The organism is Achromobacter pulmonis (assembly GCF_002885955.2).
Classification (GTDB): domain Bacteria; phylum Pseudomonadota; class Gammaproteobacteria; order Burkholderiales; family Burkholderiaceae_B; genus Achromobacter; species Achromobacter pulmonis_A.
Genome location: NZ_POQS01000011.1, coordinates 50,142 through 70,112 on the forward strand (window position 1 = coordinate 50,142; position 19,971 = coordinate 70,112).

Annotated in this window: 15 protein-coding genes, 1 pseudogene and 1 riboswitch; of the genes and pseudogenes, 8 read left to right on the forward strand and 8 right to left on the reverse strand. The window is 68.2% G+C overall.

Annotation, left to right across the window (positions count from 1 at the left end; translation table 11 throughout):
• Window positions 1-309 (reverse strand): annotated as a pseudogene (locus C1I89_RS31025) (sodium:solute symporter); the annotation flags it as partial.
• Between the two features lie 53 nt (window positions 310-362).
• Window positions 363-468: riboswitch (TPP riboswitch) on the reverse strand.
• Window positions 469-594: 126 nt separating this feature from the next.
• Between C1I89_RS31025 and C1I89_RS31030 the strand changes: the two are divergent.
• From C1I89_RS31030 to C1I89_RS31040, 3 genes are all read left to right on the forward strand, one after another.
• On the forward strand, window positions 595-1,881 hold the full coding sequence (locus C1I89_RS31030) for an LLM class flavin-dependent oxidoreductase (protein ID WP_102776101.1): 1,287 nt from the start codon (window positions 595-597) through the stop codon (window positions 1,879-1,881).
• Between the two features lie 142 nt (window positions 1,882-2,023).
• Entirely contained in the window at window positions 2,024-2,989 is a 966-nt protein-coding gene (locus C1I89_RS31035) for an IS5 family transposase (RefSeq protein ID WP_102770808.1), read from the forward strand.
• 451 nt (window positions 2,990-3,440) lie between these two features.
• Window positions 3,441-4,580: a porin gene (locus C1I89_RS31040; protein WP_102776102.1), complete on the forward strand. Its 1,140-nt coding sequence runs from the start codon at window positions 3,441-3,443 to the stop codon at window positions 4,578-4,580.
• Between the two features lie 77 nt (window positions 4,581-4,657).
• Here the strand turns inward: C1I89_RS31040 and C1I89_RS31045 are convergent, their stop codons facing one another.
• Window positions 4,658-4,876: a hypothetical protein gene (locus C1I89_RS31045; protein WP_102776103.1), complete on the reverse strand. Its 219-nt coding sequence runs from the start codon at window positions 4,874-4,876 to the stop codon at window positions 4,658-4,660.
• A gap of 246 nt (window positions 4,877-5,122) precedes the next feature.
• On the opposite strand from C1I89_RS31045, the gene C1I89_RS31050 reads away from it, so the two are divergent.
• Window positions 5,123-5,761, forward strand: a complete 639-nt coding sequence (locus C1I89_RS31050; protein ID WP_102776104.1) for a TetR/AcrR family transcriptional regulator — start codon at window positions 5,123-5,125, stop codon at window positions 5,759-5,761.
• On the opposite strand, the gene C1I89_RS31055 is transcribed toward C1I89_RS31050, so the two are convergent.
• Window positions 5,722-6,930, reverse strand: a complete 1,209-nt coding sequence (locus tag C1I89_RS31055) for an MFS transporter (RefSeq protein WP_258231559.1) — start codon at window positions 6,928-6,930, stop codon at window positions 5,722-5,724. The two genes, C1I89_RS31050 and C1I89_RS31055, sit on opposite strands and share 40 nt — an antisense overlap.
• 102 nt (window positions 6,931-7,032) lie before the next feature.
• Here C1I89_RS31055 and C1I89_RS31060 point away from each other — a divergent pair, with 102 nt between their 5' ends.
• Together C1I89_RS31060 and hutG are read left to right on the forward strand one after the other, a co-directional pair.
• Entirely contained in the window at window positions 7,033-7,956 is a 924-nt protein-coding gene (locus C1I89_RS31060; RefSeq protein ID WP_258231560.1) for a LysR family transcriptional regulator, read from the forward strand.
• Between the two features lie 74 nt (window positions 7,957-8,030).
• Window positions 8,031-8,837 carry an N-formylglutamate deformylase gene (gene hutG / locus C1I89_RS31065; protein WP_102776106.1) on the forward strand — a complete coding sequence of 269 codons (807 nt, stop codon included), beginning with the start codon at window positions 8,031-8,033 and terminating at the stop codon, window positions 8,835-8,837.
• On the opposite strand, the gene C1I89_RS31070 is transcribed toward hutG, so the two are convergent.
• Genes C1I89_RS31070 through C1I89_RS31080 form a run of 3 tightly spaced genes read right to left on the reverse strand, consistent with a single transcriptional unit; the run spans window position 8,834 to window position 11,500 of the window.
• Entirely contained in the window at window positions 8,834-9,265 is a 432-nt protein-coding gene (locus C1I89_RS31070; RefSeq protein WP_102776107.1) for a MaoC family dehydratase, read from the reverse strand. The genes hutG and C1I89_RS31070 overlap by 4 nt on opposite strands.
• 9 nt (window positions 9,266-9,274) lie before the next feature.
• Entirely contained in the window at window positions 9,275-10,510 is a 1,236-nt protein-coding gene (locus C1I89_RS31075) for a CaiB/BaiF CoA transferase family protein (RefSeq protein ID WP_102776108.1), read from the reverse strand.
• A gap of 9 nt (window positions 10,511-10,519) precedes the next feature.
• On the reverse strand, window positions 10,520-11,500 hold the full coding sequence (locus tag C1I89_RS31080) for a Bug family tripartite tricarboxylate transporter substrate binding protein (protein ID WP_258231561.1): 981 nt from the start codon (window positions 11,498-11,500) through the stop codon (window positions 10,520-10,522).
• A gap of 114 nt (window positions 11,501-11,614) precedes the next feature.
• Between C1I89_RS31080 and C1I89_RS31085 the strand changes: the two genes are divergently transcribed.
• Window positions 11,615-12,580, forward strand: coding sequence for a LysR family transcriptional regulator (locus C1I89_RS31085; RefSeq protein WP_102776109.1), 966 nt, complete (start codon window positions 11,615-11,617; stop codon window positions 12,578-12,580).
• Between the two features lie 45 nt (window positions 12,581-12,625).
• Here C1I89_RS31085 and C1I89_RS31090 read toward each other — a convergent pair whose 3' ends face one another.
• Window positions 12,626-13,588: a LysR substrate-binding domain-containing protein gene (locus tag C1I89_RS31090; protein WP_102776110.1), complete on the reverse strand. Its 963-nt coding sequence runs from the start codon at window positions 13,586-13,588 to the stop codon at window positions 12,626-12,628.
• 93 nt (window positions 13,589-13,681) lie between these two features.
• Here C1I89_RS31090 and cydC point away from each other — a divergent pair, with 93 nt between their 5' ends.
• Window positions 13,682-17,290 (forward strand): thiol reductant ABC exporter subunit CydC, encoded by a 3,609-nt coding sequence (gene cydC / locus C1I89_RS31095; protein WP_102776111.1) that lies wholly within the window; start codon window positions 13,682-13,684, stop codon window positions 17,288-17,290.
• On the opposite strand, the gene C1I89_RS31100 is transcribed toward cydC, so the two are convergent.
• The gene (locus tag C1I89_RS31100; protein ID WP_102776112.1) at window positions 17,262-19,844 is read right to left on the reverse strand and encodes a penicillin G acylase; all 2,583 of its coding nucleotides are present in this window, start codon (window positions 19,842-19,844) and stop codon (window positions 17,262-17,264) included. The genes cydC and C1I89_RS31100 overlap by 29 nt on opposite strands.
• Window positions 19,845-19,971: the final 127 nt, after the last annotated feature.

The window sequence follows — 19,971 nt, forward strand, 5'->3', positions numbered from 1 at the left end:
CGGGATCAGTTCGCGCATGCGTCGTCCCAGCGGAATCATCACCAGCCGCGGCGACATCGAGCCCAGCGCATAGCCGACCACCGCGGCCAGTCCGCCCCAGGTCGCCGCCTGCGCGGGCGAAAACAGAATCCATGCGCCCAGCGTCGACGCCATCAGCGTCAGAATGGTGCCGACCGGCCCCTGGCTGTTGCGGGCGACGATGTAGTCTTCCAGCGTGCCGCGCTTGCGCCGGGCGTACAGAATGCTCGCCACGGCGAAGCCGCCCGCAAACAGCAGCAGCCACATCAGGGCGATCGGTTGGGTAAGCATGGGGGTCGTTCCTCTCGCGCCGCTATATAGGGAAAATCCGGGGAGGGGCGCGCGAGTCTTGCGATGTCCTTCCCTTCGCCGGCATTACCCGGATCAGGTTCAAAGGGTTACCGCGGTGGCGCGGAATCTCAGCCCGTCAGGGCTCCCCCAGGAAGTGCCGCAAGATTAGGAGAGCGGCGCGGCGATGTCAACGCGGCGGACTATGTGCTAAGTTCGGCCGCTTGCGGAGCGCGCCCGCTCCTTCCACCGCCTTTCCTGCCTTCCGGTCCGCCGGAAACGACCGCCATGTTGCACCTGAATCTGTTCATTTTTGGTTGCGGCCACCATCGCGCCGCCTGGCGCCACCCCGGCTCCCCGGTCGAACGCCTGGGCGACATCCGCTATTACGAGGAGCTTGCCCGCACCGCCGAGCGCGGCAAGCTCGACGCCGTATTCTTCGCCGACGGCCAGTCGGTCGACAACATCGGCGACGGGCCGCGCTGGTACCTGGAGCCGCTCACCACCATGGCCGCGCTGGCGCGCGCCACCGAGCGCATCGGCCTGATCAGCACGGTCTCGAGCACCTTCTCCACGCCGTTTCATGCAGCCCGCATGGTGGCCTCGCTGGACCATATCTCGGGCGGGCGCATGGGCTGGAACGTGGTGACCTCGATGTTCGACGCCGAAGCGCGCAACCACGGCTACGAATCCATGCCCGGGCACGACTGGCGCTACGCGCGCGCCGAAGAGTTCGTCGACGTGGCGCTGCGGCTGTTCGAATCCTGGGACGAGGACGCCCTGGCCATCGATCGCGGGGGCTTCTATGGCGTGCCGCAGCGGGTCCACAAGATCGGGCACCACGGCGAGCATTTCCTGGTCGACGGGCCGCTGACGGTGCCACGCCCGCCGCAGGGCCACCCGGTACTGTTCCAGGCAGGCGCCTCCGACCAGGGCCGCGACCTGGCCGCCAGGCGGGCCGAGGCCATCTACGCCGTGGCCTACGACCTGCCCGCCGCGCAGGCCTATTACCGCGACATCAAGCAACGCGTGCTGGCGGCCGGCCGCAAGGCCTTCGTGCCCATCATGCCGGGCCTGGTCACCTACGTGGGTTCGACCGAGGCCGAGGCCCGGGCCAAGCAGCGCGAACTGGACGAGCTGCTGCCCAGCGACGCCTCGCTGCGCCAGCTGGGCACCTTCGTGCTGCAGGACTGCTCGGCCTGGGAGCTGGACGCGCCGGTGCCGCCGCTGCCCCCGCTGTCCGAATTCACCGGCCCCAAGGGGCGCTATGCGACCATACTGCGCATCATCGAAACCGAACGGCCCACCGTGCGCCAGCTGCTGGGGCGGCTGGCCGCCGGCGGCGGCCACTGCACCATGGTCGGCACGCCCGAACAGATCGCCGACCGGATGGAGCACTGGTGGCGCAACGAAGGGGCCGACGGCTTCAACCTGATGCCGCCCTCCCTGCCCGGCGGCATCGAAGACTTCGTCGAGCACGTGATTCCGGTACTGCAGCGCCGCGGACTGTTCCGCCGCGATTATGAACACAGCACCTTGCGCGGCCACCTGGGCCTGGAAAAGCCGCGAGGCTGACGCCGGGGCGCGGACGCGCAGCCATAATTTATCAATATGTGTGCAAAGTTCGGACCGAAGTATCTCTTTGGAACCTCTGAACAAGTCCAACGAACCTGTCAGAATATAAGTTATTGAAAACAGTCCGATCCGAGTGAACCCGATGAGCCAGTTGAGTTTTTCCGAAGCCGAGTACGTTGGCAAACGCAAGAAAACGCGCCGTGAGAAGTTTCTGGCCAAGATGGAGCGTGCGGTGCCGTGGAAGCTCTTTGCCGATCTGGTCGATCCGCATTACCCCAAACCGGGCATCGGTCGTCCACCGTATCCGCTGGAAACGATGCTGCGCATCTACTTCATGCAACTGTGGTTTTCGCTGTCGGACCCGGCCATGGAAGAGACGCTGTACGACAGCTTTTCGATGCGCCAGTTTGCCAAACTGCCTGGAGGTCGTGTGCCGGACGAGACCACCATTTTGAACTTCCGTCATCTGCTCGAGCAGCACAACATTGCCGACCAAGCGCTTGAGGCGGTCAACCTGCTGTTGCAGGATCAAGGCATTCAGGTGCGCAAAGGCACCATTGTGGACGCCACAATTATCGATGCACCCAGCTCGACCAAGAACGCCAGCGGCACGCGGGACCCCGAGATGCATCAGACCAAAAAGGGAAACCAGTGGCACTTTGGGATGAAGGCCCACATTGGGGTTGATCTTCACAGCGGGCTGGTCCACACGGTGGTGGGCACCGCTGCCAATGAGCATGATGTTACTCAGGCGGCTGCGTTGCTGCATGGTGAAGAAACGTTGGCTTTTGGCGATGCCGGTTATCAAGGCGTAGACAAACGACCCGAGCACCAAGGGCGTGACGTAACCTGGCACATTGCCATGCGCCCCGGCAAACGGCGCGCCTTGGGTAACAGCGCAATTGATCGTTTGACGCAAAACATTGAGCGGGCCAAATCCAGTCTTCGAGCCAAGGTTGAGCATCCGTTTCGTGTCATCAAATGCCAATTCGGGTTTCGTAAAGTCAGATTCCGTGGACTGGCCAAGAACACTGCGCATTTGAAAATGTTGTTTACGCTGTCCAATATCTGGATGGCACGCCGCCCGTTGACGGCGGTGGCAGGGTAAGTGCGCCCAAAAAGCGCCAACAGGCCCGAAAACGGGCCTGATCGGGGTGCAAACAACCCGAAAGTGGCGATGATTTGAGCAGTTTTTAACCATTTTTGAATACTTTGGTCATGAGGTCGATTTTTGGATGTTTGAAATCGAGTTCTTCAGACCTTCCCTTTATGTATCTAGGACTTATCCGGTCAAAACCCACGTATCGGCGCCCGATATTCCTGAACTGTTGTTCATATGCAATAAACCGTAGGTATTTCAATGTGTAGGAAGTAACTAAATCTACACATTTAAGGGGACAGTCAGGGAGGATTAACCCTAATTCGGCCCTATTTAGCACATCCTGAACGATTACGTAATATCCGGTTTCATTGAATCCCGCCGGCTTGCCTAAGGTTAGGGCTGGTCTGTCTTCACCGCATTGGAGGCAGGTGACTCAAGCCATAGAACGGGATGTGATATGAAACTAACAAGAACTTTGCTCGCTGGCGCCATTCTGGCCGGCATGGCAGGCGCCGCACACGCCGAAACCTCGGTCACGCTGTACGGCGTCGTCGACTTGGGCCTGACCTACCAACGCGGCAAAGTCGGCACCACCGACTCCAACCGGGGCCTGTACGGCGGCGACTATCGTTCCCGCATCGGCATGTCCGACGGCATCCAGAACAATGGCTCGCGCTGGGGCCTGCGCGGCGTCGAAGACCTGGGCGACGGCCTGTCGGCGGTCTTCACGCTGGAAAGCGGCTTTACCGCCAACAACGGCAACCGTTCGCAAGGCGGCCGCATGTTCGGCCGTCAGGCCACCATCGGCCTGAGCCACACCGAATGGGGTCTGCTCGAACTGGGCCGCCAGACCAACATCGCGTCCAAGTACTTCCGCGGCATCGATCCGTTCTCGCTGGACTACCTGAACGCCAACATGGGCATGGCGTTCAGCGCAGCCAACACGGTCCGCTACGACAACATGGTCATGTACCAGACCCCGAGCTGGGGCGGCTTCCAGGCTGGCGTGGGCTACTCGTTCTCGACCGATGACGTCGAAGGCCCCACCGGCTTCAAGACCAAGGAAAACAACCGCGCCTGGACCGCTGGCGTGCGCTACGACAACGGCCCGCTGAACGTGGCGCTGACGTATGACGTGCAGTACCGCAAGCCCAACCAGCCGCAGCCGCAGCAGTTCATCATCGGCGGCGCGTACGACTTCGAAGTGGTCAAGCTGGCGCTGGCCTACGGCCGTTCCGAAGACGGCGTCTTCGCCGGCCAGGACTTCGCGCTGATGGGCGGCCGCCAGCAGTCCGGCGGCATCGCCCGCGGCATCGGCTATACCAACGACCGCTTCACCTGGGACGGCCTGCGCATCAACTCGTACATGGTCGGCCTGAGCGCGCCGATCGGCGGCGCCAGCAAGGTGTTCGCGTCGTGGCAACGCGCCGATCCGAACAAGAACCTGTACGCCATGGACGTGTACAGCCTGGGCTACACGTACGACCTGTCCAAGCGGACCGATCTGTACGCCCTGGCCTCCTACGCCGACGGCGCAGCCTTCATCAAGGGCGACAAGATGACCACGGTCGGCGTCGGCATCCGCCATCGCTTCTAAGCAGGTCATGGACAGCCCCAACTGAGCAGAGTCGGGGCGTCTCCTCTTTGGGCCATCCGTTCGTCGGATGGCTTTTTTTATTGCCGCGCGGTCCCCAGCACGGTCTGGCCGGCCTGCGAGACCGGCTTGCGGTGCTCGGCGGACTCGCGCAGCCGGGCCGGCCGGGCTTGCCGCAGGGGCTTGTTCGCGCGCGTCGCGATCCAGTCGTACAGCACCACACCGGGATGGCGCAGCAATACCGCCAGCGCAGCGCCGACGACGAGGCCCACGGCCGCGATGATCGTCCAGGCCATCATCCGACGCTCCCGCCGGCGCGGCATGCGGCCCGGCTAGTTCTCGCCATATGGCCGCAACGTACTGCTATCGTCGGAAAAAAACACCAGATCATCGCTTATCAAGGCTGCCTTGCAAAAACAGGCGCAGCCTGGCCCCGGCAGCCGCGCGTAAACTTTTGAATGTAATGTACTATACATTACAAAAATTGACCCTGACCGTGGACGGCTTGCCGGCCCGCCGCGGCGATTCTCCGGGGAGAGGACACAGTGAGCCCGGTTACCCGCGTCAGCGCGCCCCGCCCGCCGACCAGCAAAGGCGAGGCGCGCCGCGTGCGGCTGCTCGAGGCCGCCAAGCAATCGCTGCTCGAGCACGGTTACTCCCGGACCTCCATCCAGCAGGTGGTGAAACAGGCCGGCGGCTCCGCGACCACCGCCTATCAACTGTTCGGCAGCAAAGAGGGCTTGCTGGCAGCGGTGCTGCAGCATGAACTGGATGGCGTGCGCGAGGCGGTGTTTCCGCCCGCCCTGCTCCGGCAATCCGTCGCCACGGCGCTGCATGAACTGTCCGTGCGCCTGCTGGCCTACGCCCTGCAGCCCGAATCGGCGGCGCTCTACCGCCTGCTGGTCTCGGAATGCCATCGCCTGCCGCAACTGGCCGAATCGCTGCAGACCGCCGTGGACACGCAGATCCACGCCCCGCTCGAAGCATGCCTGCGCCAGGCCTGCGAGCGCGGCGAACTCTGCATCGACGATCCGCGCCGCGCGGCGGCGATGCTGGGCAATCAGATCAACGGCATCGCCTTCCAGGCCCGTTTGTCCGGCGGCAGGGCCGAGGGCCCCGACGCCGAACACCTGGCCGCCTGCCGCTACGCGGTCGATACGTTGCTGCGCGCCTTCCGGCCATAGCGCCCCGCCCGCGCCAGCATGGCCAGCGGCGCCAGCATGCAGGCCGCGGCCAGCCACAGGTTGGCCCGCAGCCCCAGCACGTCCACGCTGGGCGCGCCCAGCAGCGCGCCGGCGGCGATGCCCAGGTTGAAGACGGCCACGAACAGCGAGGTCGCCGCTTCGGCCGCCTCGGGCGCGGCCTGCATCATCCAGGTCTGCAGCGCGACGGAGACGCCGCCGTACGCCAGCCCCCACGCCAGCAGCAACACCGCCGCGGCCGGACGGAACTGCCCCAGGCCGCTGAACAACAGCAGGATGAGCAGCAGCGCGGTTGCGATGGCGCACAGCGTCGCCCCCGCGCGGCGCGCCGCGGCGCTGCCGGCCACGAAATTGCCGGCCACGCCCGCCGCGCCGTAGGCGAAAAGCAGCGGTCCTATCCAGCCCGCTTCGAATCCCGCGTAGGACTGCAACAGCGGCCGCACGAAGGTATAGGCCATGAAGTGCCCGGCGACCAGGCACAGCGTGACCAGCAGCCCCAGCCTGACGCCCGGATCGGCCAGTTGCGACAGCATCCGGCGCAGCCCCGGCGCCGGCCCGGCGGGCAGGCGCGGCAGGCTCAGCGCGTTCAGGCACAGCACGCCGAAACACAGTCCGGCCATGAGGCCGAACGCCGTGCGCCACCCTGCCAGGCCGCCGATGAACGCGCCCAGCGGAACCCCCAGCACCGACGCCACCGCGACGCCGCCGAATATGACGGAGGTGGCCAGCCCTACCGCGGCCGGCGCAACCAGCCTGCCCGCCAGTCCGCCGGCCACCGCCCATATTCCGCCGATACAGATGCCGACGAGCACGCGCGCCGCCAGGAACCAGGCCATGCCGCAGGCCAGCGCGCCGGCGGCGTTGGCCGCGGCCAGCAGCGCCAGCAGGCCGCAAAGAATGCGGCGGCGGTCCGCGCCCTTCGCCCCCATCACGATCAGCGGCGCGCATAGCGCCGCAACGATCGCGGGCACGAACAACATGAAACCGCCCATGCCGGTGGACACGCCCAGCTCGGCCGTGATGGGAACGAACAACCCCACGGGGAGCATTTCGCTGGTCACCACGCAGAAGGTCGCCATGCCGACGGCCGCGACGGCCAGCCAGGGCCGGCGCGCTACAGCGTTTCGATGGGGAGGAGTGCCTGAAGTCATAACGGTATGTCCATGATGCCCTGGCCGGGCCGACTCCTCTGCACTCTACTGTTTCCAGCAAACTGATAAAGTAGGCTTGCAGACCAACACTAGGGACGAATCGTGCGCAATTCCGCTGCCCGGCTGGACCACATCGGCGACCTGCTGGCCTTCGTGCGCGTGGCCGATATGCAGAGCTTCACCGCCGCGGCCGAAAAACTGGCGCTGTCGCGCTCGGCCATCGGCAAATGCATCGCCCGCCTGGAGCAAGGCCTGGGCTCGCGGCTGCTCCATCGCAGCACCCGCAGCGTCAGCCTGAGCGACGAAGGCCGCGTGTTCTACGAGCACGCGCAGCGCATCCTGGCCGAAGTGGACAACGCGGCCGACGCGATGGACCGCCGCAAGCGGGCGCCGCGCGGACGCCTGCGCCTGGACCTGCCGGTGTCGCTGGGCCGGCTGCACGTCATGCCGCTGCTGCGCGACTACCTGCGGCTATGGCCCGAAGTCGAGGCCGACGTCAGTTTTTCCGACGACTACACCGACCTGGTGCGCGACGGCGTGGACCTCGCGATCCGCATCGGCGGCGATACCGACAGCCGGCTGGTGCGCCGCGTGCTGGCGCCGCACCGCCTGATCACCTGCGCCGCCCCCGGCTACCTGGACCGGCACGGCGCGCCCGCCACGCCGGACGACCTGGCCCGACATCAGACCCTGGCGTTCACGCACGCCGGGGCGCCGGTGCCCTGGCGCTATGCGGTCCAGGGGCAGGAACGCCAGGTGCAGCCCGCGGGACGCCTGCGCCTGGGCAACACCGAAGCCTTGCGCGACGCCGTCCTGGCCGGCGCCGGCATCGCCCAGCTGGGCGCGTTTCTGGTCGGCGAGGACCTGCGCGCCGGACGGCTGGTGGCCGTGCTCGAAGCCCATGCGCCGCCAGGCGCCCCGGTATGCGCGGTGTATCCGCACCGCCGCCACCTGGCGCCCAAGGTCCGCGCGCTGATCGACGCCATGGCGCGCCGCTGGAGCGCCGCTCCGCCCTGGGGCGCCTGAACCCGGCCCGCGCATCCTTTATCATCATCGGCATGGCGCCACGCCATGTCATGCCGCTTTCCCCGGAGTTTTTCTTGAGCGATATCTATCAATTCAGCCGCGGCAGCGCCCCGCTGCTGATCTCCATTCCCCACCTGGGCAGCCAGATTCCCGACGCGCAGCGCGCGCAGATGACGCCGACGGGCCTGCAGTCCGGCGACACCGACTGGCATCTGGACACGCTGTACCGTTTCGCCGAATCGCTGGGCGCCTCGGTCCTGGGCGCGCGCTACTCGCGCTACGTGGTGGACCTGAACCGCCCGCCCAACGACGAAAGCCTGTACCCCGGCCAGACCAAGACCGGCCTGTGCCCGACCCAGACCTTCCGCGGCGACGCCCTCTACCTGGACGACGGCGTCCTGACCGACGCCGAACGCGCGCGCCGCCTGCAAGCCTATTGGCAGCCCTATCACGCCAAGCTGCGCGAAGAGCTCGACCGCATCAAGGCCGAGCACGGCACGGTGCTGCTGTGGGAAGCCCATTCGATCGCCAGCGTGCTGCCGCGCCTGTTCGAAGGCAAGCTGCCCGACCTGAACATCGGCACCGCCGACGGCGCCGCCTGTGCGCCGGACGTGCTGGCCGCGGTCGAAGCGCGCCTGCGCGCCGACAGCGCGCCGTACACCTGGGCCGTCAACGGACGCTTCAAGGGCGGCTACATCACCCGCCACTACGGCAGGCCGGCGGACAACGTCCACGCCATCCAGCTCGAGATGTGCCAGTCCACCTACATGGACGAAACCTATCCCTACGCCTATCGCCCCGAACTGGCCGACAAAGTGATTCCGCTGGTCGAGTCCATGGTGCAGGCCGCGCTGCGCCAGACCGTGGCGCGCAAGGGCTAGGCAGGTCGATCCTGCGCCGGCGCCACCCGTATCTTGAAGTCCAGCATCAGCACCTTGTGGCCCTGCGCGTTGCTGCAATAGCCCTGGTAGCGGCCGGCGACGAACGGCGTGCCGGCCGCCGCTTCGCTGTCCAGCCGCTCCAGCGCCAGCTCGAACGACTCGCCCGGATAGGCCGGGCGCAGGAACTTGCTTTCCACCTTGAGCAGCTGCACCGGGTTGGCGGCGAACTGCGCGGTGAACGCGGCCATGGCCGCGCCCAGCACGTGGATGCCGGCCAGCGGCACCTCGGCAAAGCCGGCCCGCAGCGCCAGTTCGCGCGAGCTGTGCACCGGGTGGCCGCCGCCCACCGACTGCAGATAGGCGGCGTGGCGCGCATCGGGCAGCGTGAAGCCGCCATGAAACTGCAAGGGCAACGATAGACCGGTCATGGACGGCTCCTAAATGACGCCGCGCGAGCGCAGCGCGGCCTGCTGCGCCGCCGACAGGCCCAGTTCGCGGCCATAGACCTCTTCGTTGTGCTGGCCGACGCCGGGTCCGGCCCGCCAGATGCGGCCGGGCGTCGCGGAAAACCGCGGCACCACGTTCTGCATGCTCACCTCTCCCAGTTCCTCGTCCTCAATCCGCACCAGCACTTCGCGCGCGATGAAATGCGGATCGGCGGCGATGTCGGCCATGTCGTAGATGGGGCTGAAGCTGACCTCGTGGCGCATCAGGATGTCGGACGCCCCGGCCAGCGTATGCGCGCCGAACCAGTCCTCCATGATGCCCTCGATCCCGGCGCGGTTCCGGATGCGCGCGGTGTTGCTGCTGTACAGCGGATCTTCCAGCAGGTCGGCGCGGCCGATGGCGATGGCCAGCCGCCGGAACACCGTGGGCGCGCTGACCGCCAGCACCACCCACTTGTCGTCGCGGGTCTTGTACACGCTGCTGGGCGCCGAGTATGCATTGAGATTGCCCTGGCGGGTTCGCACCACCCCGAGCTGGTCGTACTCGATGGGCATGAAATCCAGCACGCGCAGCATGGCCTCGGTGGCCGACAGGTCGATCTCCTGCCCCTCGCCGTGCTTTTCCCGGTGCAGCAGCGCGGCCGCGACGGCGTAGGCGCCGAACACGCCCGTCAGCGCATCGGACACCGGAAAACCGGGATACAGGGGCGGTCCGTCCTTCTCGCCGCACAGGTTGACGAAGCCCGACATGGCCTCGAAAATCCGCGCGAAGCCCGGCCGCGAACGGTACGGCCCGGTCTGGCCGAAGCCCGTCACCCGCAGCACGATCAAGTCCGGCCGCAACGCGCGCAGCCGCGCCAGGTCCAGGCCCCAGCGGTCCAGCGTGCCGGGCCGGAAGTTCTCCACCAGCACGTCATATTGCGGCAGCAGCCGCTCCAGGATCTCGATGCCTTCGGGCTGGCGCAGGTCCAGGGTGACGCCGCGCTTGTTGCGGTTGGCCACCTTCGACCACAGCGCCACGCCGTTCTTGTGCGGCGGCAGTTGCCGTATGTGGTCGCCTTCGCCCGGCACCTCGACCTTCAGCACCTCCGCGCCCAGGTCCGCCATCAGCGTGCACGAGAACGGCCCCGCCACCACGGTGGAAATATCCAGCACACGCACACCGCTCAGCGGTCCCGCCCCGCGGGCCGGGCCGGTCTGCGCATCCATAACCTGCTCGACGCTCATGATTTTCCCTCAATCCAGCGACACATTGGCCTTGCGCGCGACCTCGCCCCAGGACCCGATCTCCGCCTTGATGAAGCGCGAGAAATCGCCGGGCGTCCCGCCCACCGGAATCGACCCTTCCGACTGCAGGCGCTGATTGATCTGGGGGTCCTGCAGCGCCTGGTTCACGGCGGCGTTGATCCTGTCGATCACCGGCGCCGGCGTGCCGCGCGGCGCGAACAGGCCGTTCCAACCCGCGGCCACGAAGCCGTCGACCCCGGCCTCGGCCATGGTCGGCACCTGCGGCAGCGTCTGCGAGCGCTGCGCGCTGGTCACCGCCAGCGGCACCAGCTTGCCCGCCGCGATGTACGGGGCCGTGGTCAGGATCACGTCGAACGCCAGGTCCACCTGGCCGCCCAGCAGGTCCGCCATGGCCGGCCCCGCTCCCTTGTAGGGCACGCCCAGCAACGACGAACCGGTGTCGGCCTGGAACTTGCGCAACAGCATGTCCGCCGCCGTGCCGACGCCGGCCGAAGCCACCGAAATCTGCCCCGGCCGCGCCTGCGCCTGCTTGCGCAGCTCGGCCACCGACGAGATCTTCGTCGACGGGTGCGCCACCAGCACATAAGGCTGGTCCACCACGTGCACCACCGGCTCGAAATCGGCCACCGCGTCATACGACAGCTTCTTGTAGATATTCGGCCCGATCCCGTGCGTGGCCACCGTGCCCCAGAGCAGCGTATAGCCGTCGTTGCGCGCGCGGGCCACCTGCTGGGTTCCGATGGTGCCGCCGGCGCCCGATTTGTTCTCGACCACCACCGGCCGGCCGATGGCCGCCTCGATGCGCGGCGCGAACAGGCGGGCCATCACGTCGGTGGCCCCACCGGGCGGGAACGGCACGATGATGGTGATGGGCTGCGCCGGCCAGTCGGCCGCGGCCTGCGCGCCGCCGCAAAGCGCGCCCAGCATCAGTAGCGCGGCCAGGCGCGCGAACAGGTTCCTGGATTGCATGGTCTCCTCCGGTGTTTTTGCCGTTTTTGCTTTGACTGCCAGCCATAGAATACGGACCACGCCATTAACTGATAACTGAAATAAAATCACCTGGTGATAACTTTTGGATAAGCCATGCCTTTAGCTCCGGCCCCGGCAGGCAGCGGCAAACTCCTCAACCGCCTGCGCCTCAAGCAGTTCGAACTGATCAAGGGCGTCTCCGAAGGGCTGTCGTTTCGCCAGCTGGCCGACAGCATGGCGCTGTCCCAGCCCGCCATCAGCAAAATGGCCCGCGAAATGGAAGACACGCTGGGCGCGGCCGTTTTCGAGCGCCGCCGCGACGGGGTTTCCCTGACCGAATTCGGCCGCTCGCTGGTGCACGACGCCCGCCTCATCGTCAACAAGCTGGCGCGCCTCGAATCCGAACTGGCCGAACTGCAGCGCAGCCCCATCCGCACGCTGCGCGCCGGCGCCCCCTCGTATACCGGCATGTCCCTGCTGTCGCGCCCGGTCGCGCGGATCGCGGCCCGCCACCAGCAGGCCCACGTGGAAATCATCGACGGCATCGCCAGCCGCCTGTTCGACATGCTGATGGCCGGCGAACTGGACTTCGTCATCGGCAGCCTGCCCAGCCGCAACCTGAGCGACGAGGAAGCCGCCCTGCTCCACGTCGAAGTGCTGTATCCGGACGAGGTGCGCTTCGTCGCGCACCGCGACATGGGCCTGGCCGGCCGGCCCGTGCCTATCGCGGAGCTATTGCCCCACTCCTGGGTGATGCCGTCCAGGGACTCCCTGGTGCGCAGCGCGCTGCGCGCGGCCCTGCTGAAGAAGAAGCTACCCGTCCCGCCCGCCACCGTCGAATCCAGCCCGCCCTTCATCGGCGCCGTGGTCGCCGAACAGCCCGGCTTCATCGGCCTGTTGCGATCGGACTCGGCGGCCTATCTGGCGCAGCGCCTGAACCTGGCGCTGCTGGACGTGCGGCCGCGGATTCCCTTGCCGCCGGTGGCCATTTTCCGGCTGCGCGACGCCGATCCGTCGGCGCTGGCGGTGGAGTTGTTCGGGCTGGTCCGGGAGAGCGTGGAGAGCCTGTTCGGGGAGTGAAGCGATCCCGTCCGCGCCTGCCGCCGGGGTGCAAGGCCGCATCCGCTAAGCGGCCCCGCCAGCCTGCCACGCCCCCCTGCTTTTCCCCTCCTCCAGCAAAAACTCCACCAGCGCAGGCAGTGAAGCGTCCATCGGCCGGTTCGGCTGAATCCGCATCACGTACCCCCACGATCCGGCCATGCTCAGCCGCGGCACCAGCGGCACCAGGCGGCCGCTGGCCAGTTCCTCGTCGATCAGCGGCGCGCGTCCCAGCGCGATGCCGACGCCGGCGGCAGCCGCCGCGGCGATCGTGCTCATGCCGCTCAGCACCATGGGCTCCTGCCAGTCGGATTCGCCCAGGCCCAGACGCGGGCGCCAGATGCGCCAGTCGGTTTCGGGACTGTCGACGTGCTTTTCCTCCAGCCAGCGGTGGCGCGTGAACACCCTGGGGTCGTCGCGCTCGGCCGCGGGCACCAGGGCCGGGCTGCACACCGGCACCACGGTTTCGGTCATGAGCGGGATGTCGCCGGGCTCGGGGTTGTGCGGTCCGAGCGCGCGCACGTGCAGGAAGGCCAGGTCGATGTCCTGGCTTTTCCAGGCGGGGTCCTGGCTGGCGTGCAGATAGACCTGGATGTCGATGTCGGGGTGCAGTTCGATGAAACGGCCGATGCGCGGGGCCAGCCACAGCGAGGCCAGCGAAGGGTTGGCGGACACGTTCAGGGTATAGCGCCGCCTGCCGCGCGCGGCCATGCGGACGTTGCGGCACGCGGTCTCCAGCAGGGTCAAGGCCTGTTGCACCGATGCCAGCAGGTCGGCGCCTTCGGCCGTGGTTTCGGCGCGGCGCACCGTGCCGCCGCGGCGCAGCAGCGTGACGCCCAGGTCGGCTTCCAGCGCGCGCAGCTGGTGGCTGACGGCGCTCTTGGTGACGCTGAGTTCGGCGGCGGCGCGGCTGAGGCTGCCCAGGCGCGCCACGGCCTCGAAGGCCCGCAGGGCGGCCAATGGCGGAGTGCGGTTGGGAAGATCGGGCATGGGTTGAGTTTATCTCGACCCTTGATTGAAAAACTATCGCTTTCGCCCGGGCCGGCGATCGGGGACCATGCAGGCTCAGGGAAGGAGAGTGCTATGTATTTCGATTCACGATTGTGGCGGCTGACCGAAGGACTGCGCGCCGGCATGGCGGGCGGCATTCTGCTGGGGCTGCTGGCCCTGGCCGCGGGCATCGCGCGCTATGTGTTCCTGGGCCAGCTGCTGGCCCGGGTGTTCGAGGCCGCGCCGTGGCGGCAATGGGCCGAACCGGCGCTGTACGCGGCCGCCATGGTGCTGCTGCGCGCCGGCCTGGACCACTGGCGCACGGTGCAGGCCAACCGCTGCTCGGCCGAGGTGCAGCAGGCGCTGCGCGGCCGGCTGTACGACCGCATCGTGGCGCTGGGTCCGGCCTGGTTCGCCAACCAGCGCACCGGCGGCGTGATGCTGACCGTGGTCGACGGCGTGGAACAGTTGCAGACTTTCTTCGGCCAATACCTGCCGCAGGTGGCCATTGCGGCCGCGGCGCCCTTCGCCATTTTCGCGGTGATCGCCTTCTGGGACGTGCCGACCGCGCTGGTGTTCCTGGTGGCGGCGCTGTTCGCGCTGTTCGGGCCGATGGCCGTGCACATGCTGGACCGCCGCGCCAGCCTGGCGCGCACCAACGCCCTGAACGAGTTCGGGGAAGACTTCCTGGACGCGGTGCAGGGCCTGCCCACCCTGAAATCGTATGGCCAGGGCAAGGCCTGGGGCCGGCGCCTGGCCGCCCGCGCCCGCAGCCTGTCGGACAATACTTTCTGGGTGCTGTCGGTAAGCCTGCTGACGCGCGGCATCAGCGACCTGGGCGTGGCGCTGGGCGCGGCGCTGGCCCTGACGCTGGGCGCCTGGCGCGTGGCCGCCGGCGACATGAGCGTGGAAGCACTGCTGATCGTGCTGATGGCCGGCACCGAAATTTTCCGGCCGCTGCGCGACCTGCGCTCGGTGCTGCACCGGGGCATGCTGGGCCAGTCGGCCGCGGTCAGCATCCACGCCCTGATGGACGCGCGGCCGCTCACGCCGGCGCCCGCCCTGCCCCAGGCCGGCGGCGCGCCGGCGCGGCTGGAACCCACCATCGAATTCGAGGACGTGGCGTTCTCGTACACGCCCGAGCGCCGCGCGCACCAGGGCCTGAGCTTCCGTATCGCGGCCGGCGAACGGGTCGGCGTGGTCGGGCCCAGCGGCGCGGGCAAGTCGACCATCGTGCGCCTGCTGCTGCGCGAATGCGTGCCGCAGGCCGGCCACGTCCGGGTCGGCGGGCGCGACGTGAACGAACTGGACACCCAGGCGCTGCTGTCGCACATCGCGCTGGTCAGCCAGGACATCACGCTGTTCCACGGCAGCATCGACGAAAACCTGCGGCTGGGACGCCCGGACGCCACGCAGGAACAGGTGCGCGCCGCGGCCCGCGCGGCCAATATCGACGATTTCATCATGGCGCTGCCCGACGGCTACGACACCCGCATCGGCGAACGCGGCCTGCAATTGTCGGGCGGCCAGCGCCAGCGCGTGGCGATCGCGCGCGCGCTGCTGCGCGACGCGCCCATCCTGATCCTGGACGAAGCGCTGTCCTCGGTGGACACCGAGAACGAGGCGCTCATCCAGCAGGCGCTCGACCGGCTGATGGCCGGGCGCACCACGCTGATCCTGGCGCACCGCCTGGCCAGCGTCATCGGCGCGGACCGCTGCCTGGTGCTGGACCGGGGCCGCGTGGTCGAGGCCGGCGCCCATGCCGCGCTGATGGCCCAAGGCGGGCTGTATTACCGGCTGATGCGCGAGCAAGCCGAGGCGCACCGGCAGCCGGCCGCGGCGTCCCCTCTGCCCGCCGCCGAACGCGGCGCGCCCGGCGAAACCTCCGGCAAGGAGCCGGACACGACAAGCCCGGCGATGCGCACGCTGGACGCGGACGCCGCGCGCGTGGGCTGGCGCGACACGCTGGGCACGCTGCTGTCGGTGGTACAGCCCTGGCGCGGCACGCTGATCGCCACCATCCTGCTGGGCGTGGCGCGGGTGGCCGCCTTCATCGGCGTGGGCGCGCTGAGCGCGCTGATCGTCGCCGCCATCCGCGACGGCCGCGAGGTGTCGGGGCTGATCGTCGCGCTGCTGGTCGTCGCGCCGCTGGCCGCGCTGTTCCACTGGCTGGAGTCGTGGCTGGCGCACGCCATGGCCTATCAGCTGCTGGCCGACATGCGGGTCAAGCTTTACGACAAGCTGGAACGGCTGTCGCCGGCCTATCTGCTGCAGCGCCGCTCCGGCGACCTGGTCGCGCTGGCGACGCAGGACGTGGAGATGGTGGAGTACTTCTATGCCCACACCATCGCGCCGGCCATCGTGTCGGTGCTGGTGCCGCTGTCGGTGCTGGGATTCCTGGCGGTCTACAGCTGGCCGGTGGCGCTGGCGCTGCTGCCCTTCCTGGCCTATGCGCTGGTGTCGCCGGTGCGCGGACGGCGCAAGGTCGACGCGCTGGGCGACAAGGCGCGCCATGCCTTGGGAGAAATGAGCGCGCACGCCACCGACACCATCCAGGGCCTGGCCGACCTGACCGCGTTCCAGGCCACGGAACGCCGCCGCGCGCAGTTCCTGCAGGTGGCCGACCGCTACCGCATCCGCCGCCTGGAGATCCTGGACGACCTGTCGCGCCAGACCGCCTGGTTCGAGGTCGCGATGGGGCTGGGCGGCCTGGCCGTGGCCGTCGTGGGCGCGCTGCAGGTGGCCGCCGGCGCGCTGTCGGCCGGCATGCTGCCGCTGCTGGTGCTGATCGCGCTGGCCACTTTCCTGCCGGTCTCGGAAATCTCGCAGGTCAGCCGGCAGCTGGCCGACACCATCGCCGCCACCCGCCGCCTGCACGTGGTGGCCAACGAACCCGAACCGGTCACCGACGGCCCGCTGCCCGCGCCGGCGGCGGCCCACGGCCTGTCGCTGGCGTTCGAGCACGTCAGCTTCGCTTACCCGGGCAAGCGCGACGACACCTTGCGCGACCTGAGCTTCACGGTTCCGGCCGGGTCCACGGTGGCCGTGGTGGGCGCGTCGGGCGCGGGCAAAAGCACCGTGGCCAGCCTCCTGCTGCGCTTCTGGGACCCGCGCACAGGCGCGGTCAAGCTGGACGGGGTGGACGTGCGCCGGCTGCGGCTCGACGCCCTGCGCGAACAGGTGGCGCTGGTGACCCAGGACACCTATCTGTTCAACGACACGCTGGAAGGCAATATCCGCCTGGCCCGGCCCGAGGCCAGCCCCGGGGAACTGGCGCGCGCGCTGGAACAGGCGGCCCTGGCCGACTTCGTGCGCAGCCTGCCCGACGGAATCGCCACGCGCGTGGGCGAGCGCGGCATGCAGCTGTCGGGCGGCCAGCGCCAGCGCATCTCCATCGCCCGGGCCTTCCTGAAGAACGCCCCGGTGCTGATCCTGGACGAGGCCACCTCGCACCTGGACACGCTGTCGGAAATGCAGGTGCGCGGCGCGCTGGACGTGCTGATGCGCCACCGGACCACGCTGGTCATCGCGCACCGCCTGTCGACGATCCGCGACGCCGACCTGATCCTGGTGCTGGACCGCGGCACGCTGGCCGAGGCCGGCACGCACGACCAGCTGCTCAGGCGGCAAGGGGTCTATGCGCGCCTGGCCAGCCACCAGGGCGGCTACGCGGTCAGTAGCGCAACGTCTCTACCGACTTAGCGTTGGCGCGGACTTCGGCCTCGGTGAACCAGACCCGCTTGCTGCCGAAGCTGGCGTACAGGTCGAACTGGTCGCGGGTGTGGGGCGAGGCCGTGCCGTCCGGGGCCACGAAACCGCTCTGCCCCGGCGCCACCACGTCCACCGCCCGCACGCCGCGGGCGTCGAACACCGTCATGTTGTTCTCGGTTCCGCGGTTGTGGGTGGCGGGATGGCTCAGCACCGCCTTCTCGTCGGCCTGCGGCACGCCCAGGAAGTTCTTGGGCGCGAACACCATGGGCGGCGCCGGAATCCGCCAGCCGGCCGGGTCGTCGCCATAGGTCTTGCGCAGGGCGGCGAGCGCGTCGTCCAGCGCGGCCAGCGTCACCGCCTGCGGCGGCTGGCCGTTGAAGAAGTCGTAGCGCTGCGGCACCCCGGACGCGCGCCCGGCCAGCGCGTTGTACAGCACCTTGGAGCCCACCGTCAGGTTGAGCGAACCGGTGGCGGGCGCGGCCGGCGTGGGATAGCCGGTGGCGCTGTACCACTTGAAGAAGTCGGCCGGCATCTCGTCGGCCAGCGTACGCTTGAGCATGGCGCGCAGCCACGCGTCCATCACGGCCGGCCCGGCATTGTCGTAATAACCGGGCTGCCTGTCGCTGGTCGCCATGCCGTCCCACGACGCCAGCGCCGCGACCATCCGCGCCCGGGCGTCGTCGGCCGGCAGCCCCTGCACCGCCTGCTGCAGGAACGGCAGGAAATGGCGGCGATTGACGTCGGCGTAGCTGGTGGTGCGGATCAGGTCCCACATCTGCTGCGCGCTGACCTTGCCGCCGTTGGCCGTCATGGCCCGCAGGCGGGTCTCGATCTCGGCGTAGCGGTCGGCCTGGCCCCACACAATGGCGAACAGATCGGTGGACGGGTAGCCGCGCATGGGCTGGTTGTTCCAGTTGGCGATAAAGCCCTGGCGCGGGTTGTAGACCTGCGGATTGGTCGAGAACGGCAGCATGCCGTCCCAGTCCATCTCGCCGGTGCCGGGCACCGGCAGGCGCGGATCGTGGCCGGCGCGGCGCTTGGGATAGAAGCCCGTGTGCGCGTAGCCGATATTGCCGCGGTCATCCGCGTAATACCAGTTGATGGTCAGGGCGTGGCGCGCGGCCTGCGCCTTCCATTGCTCCCAGTTGCGCGCCTGGGTCTTGTGGGTCCAGGCCATCAGCGACTGCAGTTCGAAGCCTTCCCAGGCGCGCGCCTTGGCGTAGGCCACGTTGTTCTTCTCGTCGAACTTGGTGACGATGCCGTGCACCGTGCGATACACATCCATCAGCACCGGCTGGCCGTCCTTGACCTGGATGAGCTCGCTGCGCTTTTCCATGGTCTTCCAGGCGCCGTCGTGCAAATAGCGCGTGCGGTCGTCGGGATCGAGCTTTTCGGCGTAGATGTCCACGTCGTCGCCGAAGCCCGCGGTCGAACCCCAGGTCACGTGCGCGTTGTGGCCGAACAGAATGCTGGGATAGGCGAACGGCGTATTGCCCACCACGTCGAAGCCCGCGCCGTGCAGGCCGATGCCATACGTGTAGGCCGGGTTCCACCAGCCGAACTGCGGCCCGTTCAACAGAATGGCGCGGGCGTCCTTGGCGTGTTCGCGTCCCACGATCCACATATTGCTGGTGGTCGGGAAACCGGCGATGCCCGGCTGGCCCGTCTCGGCGAACTGCGCCAGCAGCTGCGCGCGGGCGGCGGCGGGCGGCTCGTCCACCACGCCGCGCGTCTGCGGATCGCGCGCCACGCGCTCCAGCATGGGCGGCGTGCCGTCATAGCGCGGCAAGGCATAGGACAGCCTGGCCGCCGGCCGGGCGGCGTCGGGTTGGTACACGCCCTCTTCCTCGGGCACCGTGGTGGGCGCGCGGCTGTCGTTCATCCAGCGCAGCTGGTTGAAGATCTGCATGGCGCGCTCGTCTCCGTGCTTGTCCTTCAAAGCGGTCAGCAGCGCGAGGTTGTCGATCTCGCTATTGGCGTCGGAAAAGCGGTTGGCCATGGTGCCCACGAACACCATCGCCACGTCGTACGCGGTCCAGTCGCCGGGCTGGAAGCCCAGGTCGTTGAACTCCTTGGGCATCAGGCTGCCCGGCTCGGCGCGCACCTTCGCGATCCACGCGTTCATGCCGGCCGCATAGCCGTCCAGGATCTGCCGTTCCGAGGCCGGCAGCGCGGCCAGCTGGCGCTGAATGCGCTCGGGCGAGAAATTGCCGCGGATGGACTTGTCGAAAGCCACCATGGACGACCCCAGCACCTCGGCCACCCGGCCCTGCGTGCTGCGCCGGGCCATCTCCATCTGGAACAGCCGGTCCTGCGCCACGGCATAGCCGTAGCCATAGAAAATCCCGTACACGGTATTGGCGTACACATGCGGCATGCCATAGCCGTCGCGCCGTATCGTGACCTGCCCGCCGGCGACGCCGGCCGGACGCGCCGGCGCCTCGGCATGCTGGCGGGAATGCTGCTGGACGTCCTGGGCCTGGGCCTGGGCGCCCACGGCCGCGCAGGCCGCCAGGATGGCGGCCGACAACAAGTGCTGCTTCATCAGTTTCTGTCTCCGTATTTGACTGGCCGCGCCACGGTGCGAGTCCCGCGCGCGGATCGCGGCGCCTCTGCCGGGCGCCGTCAGCGGACCATCATACGAACTGCCAATTTATAATTCCAATGCATTT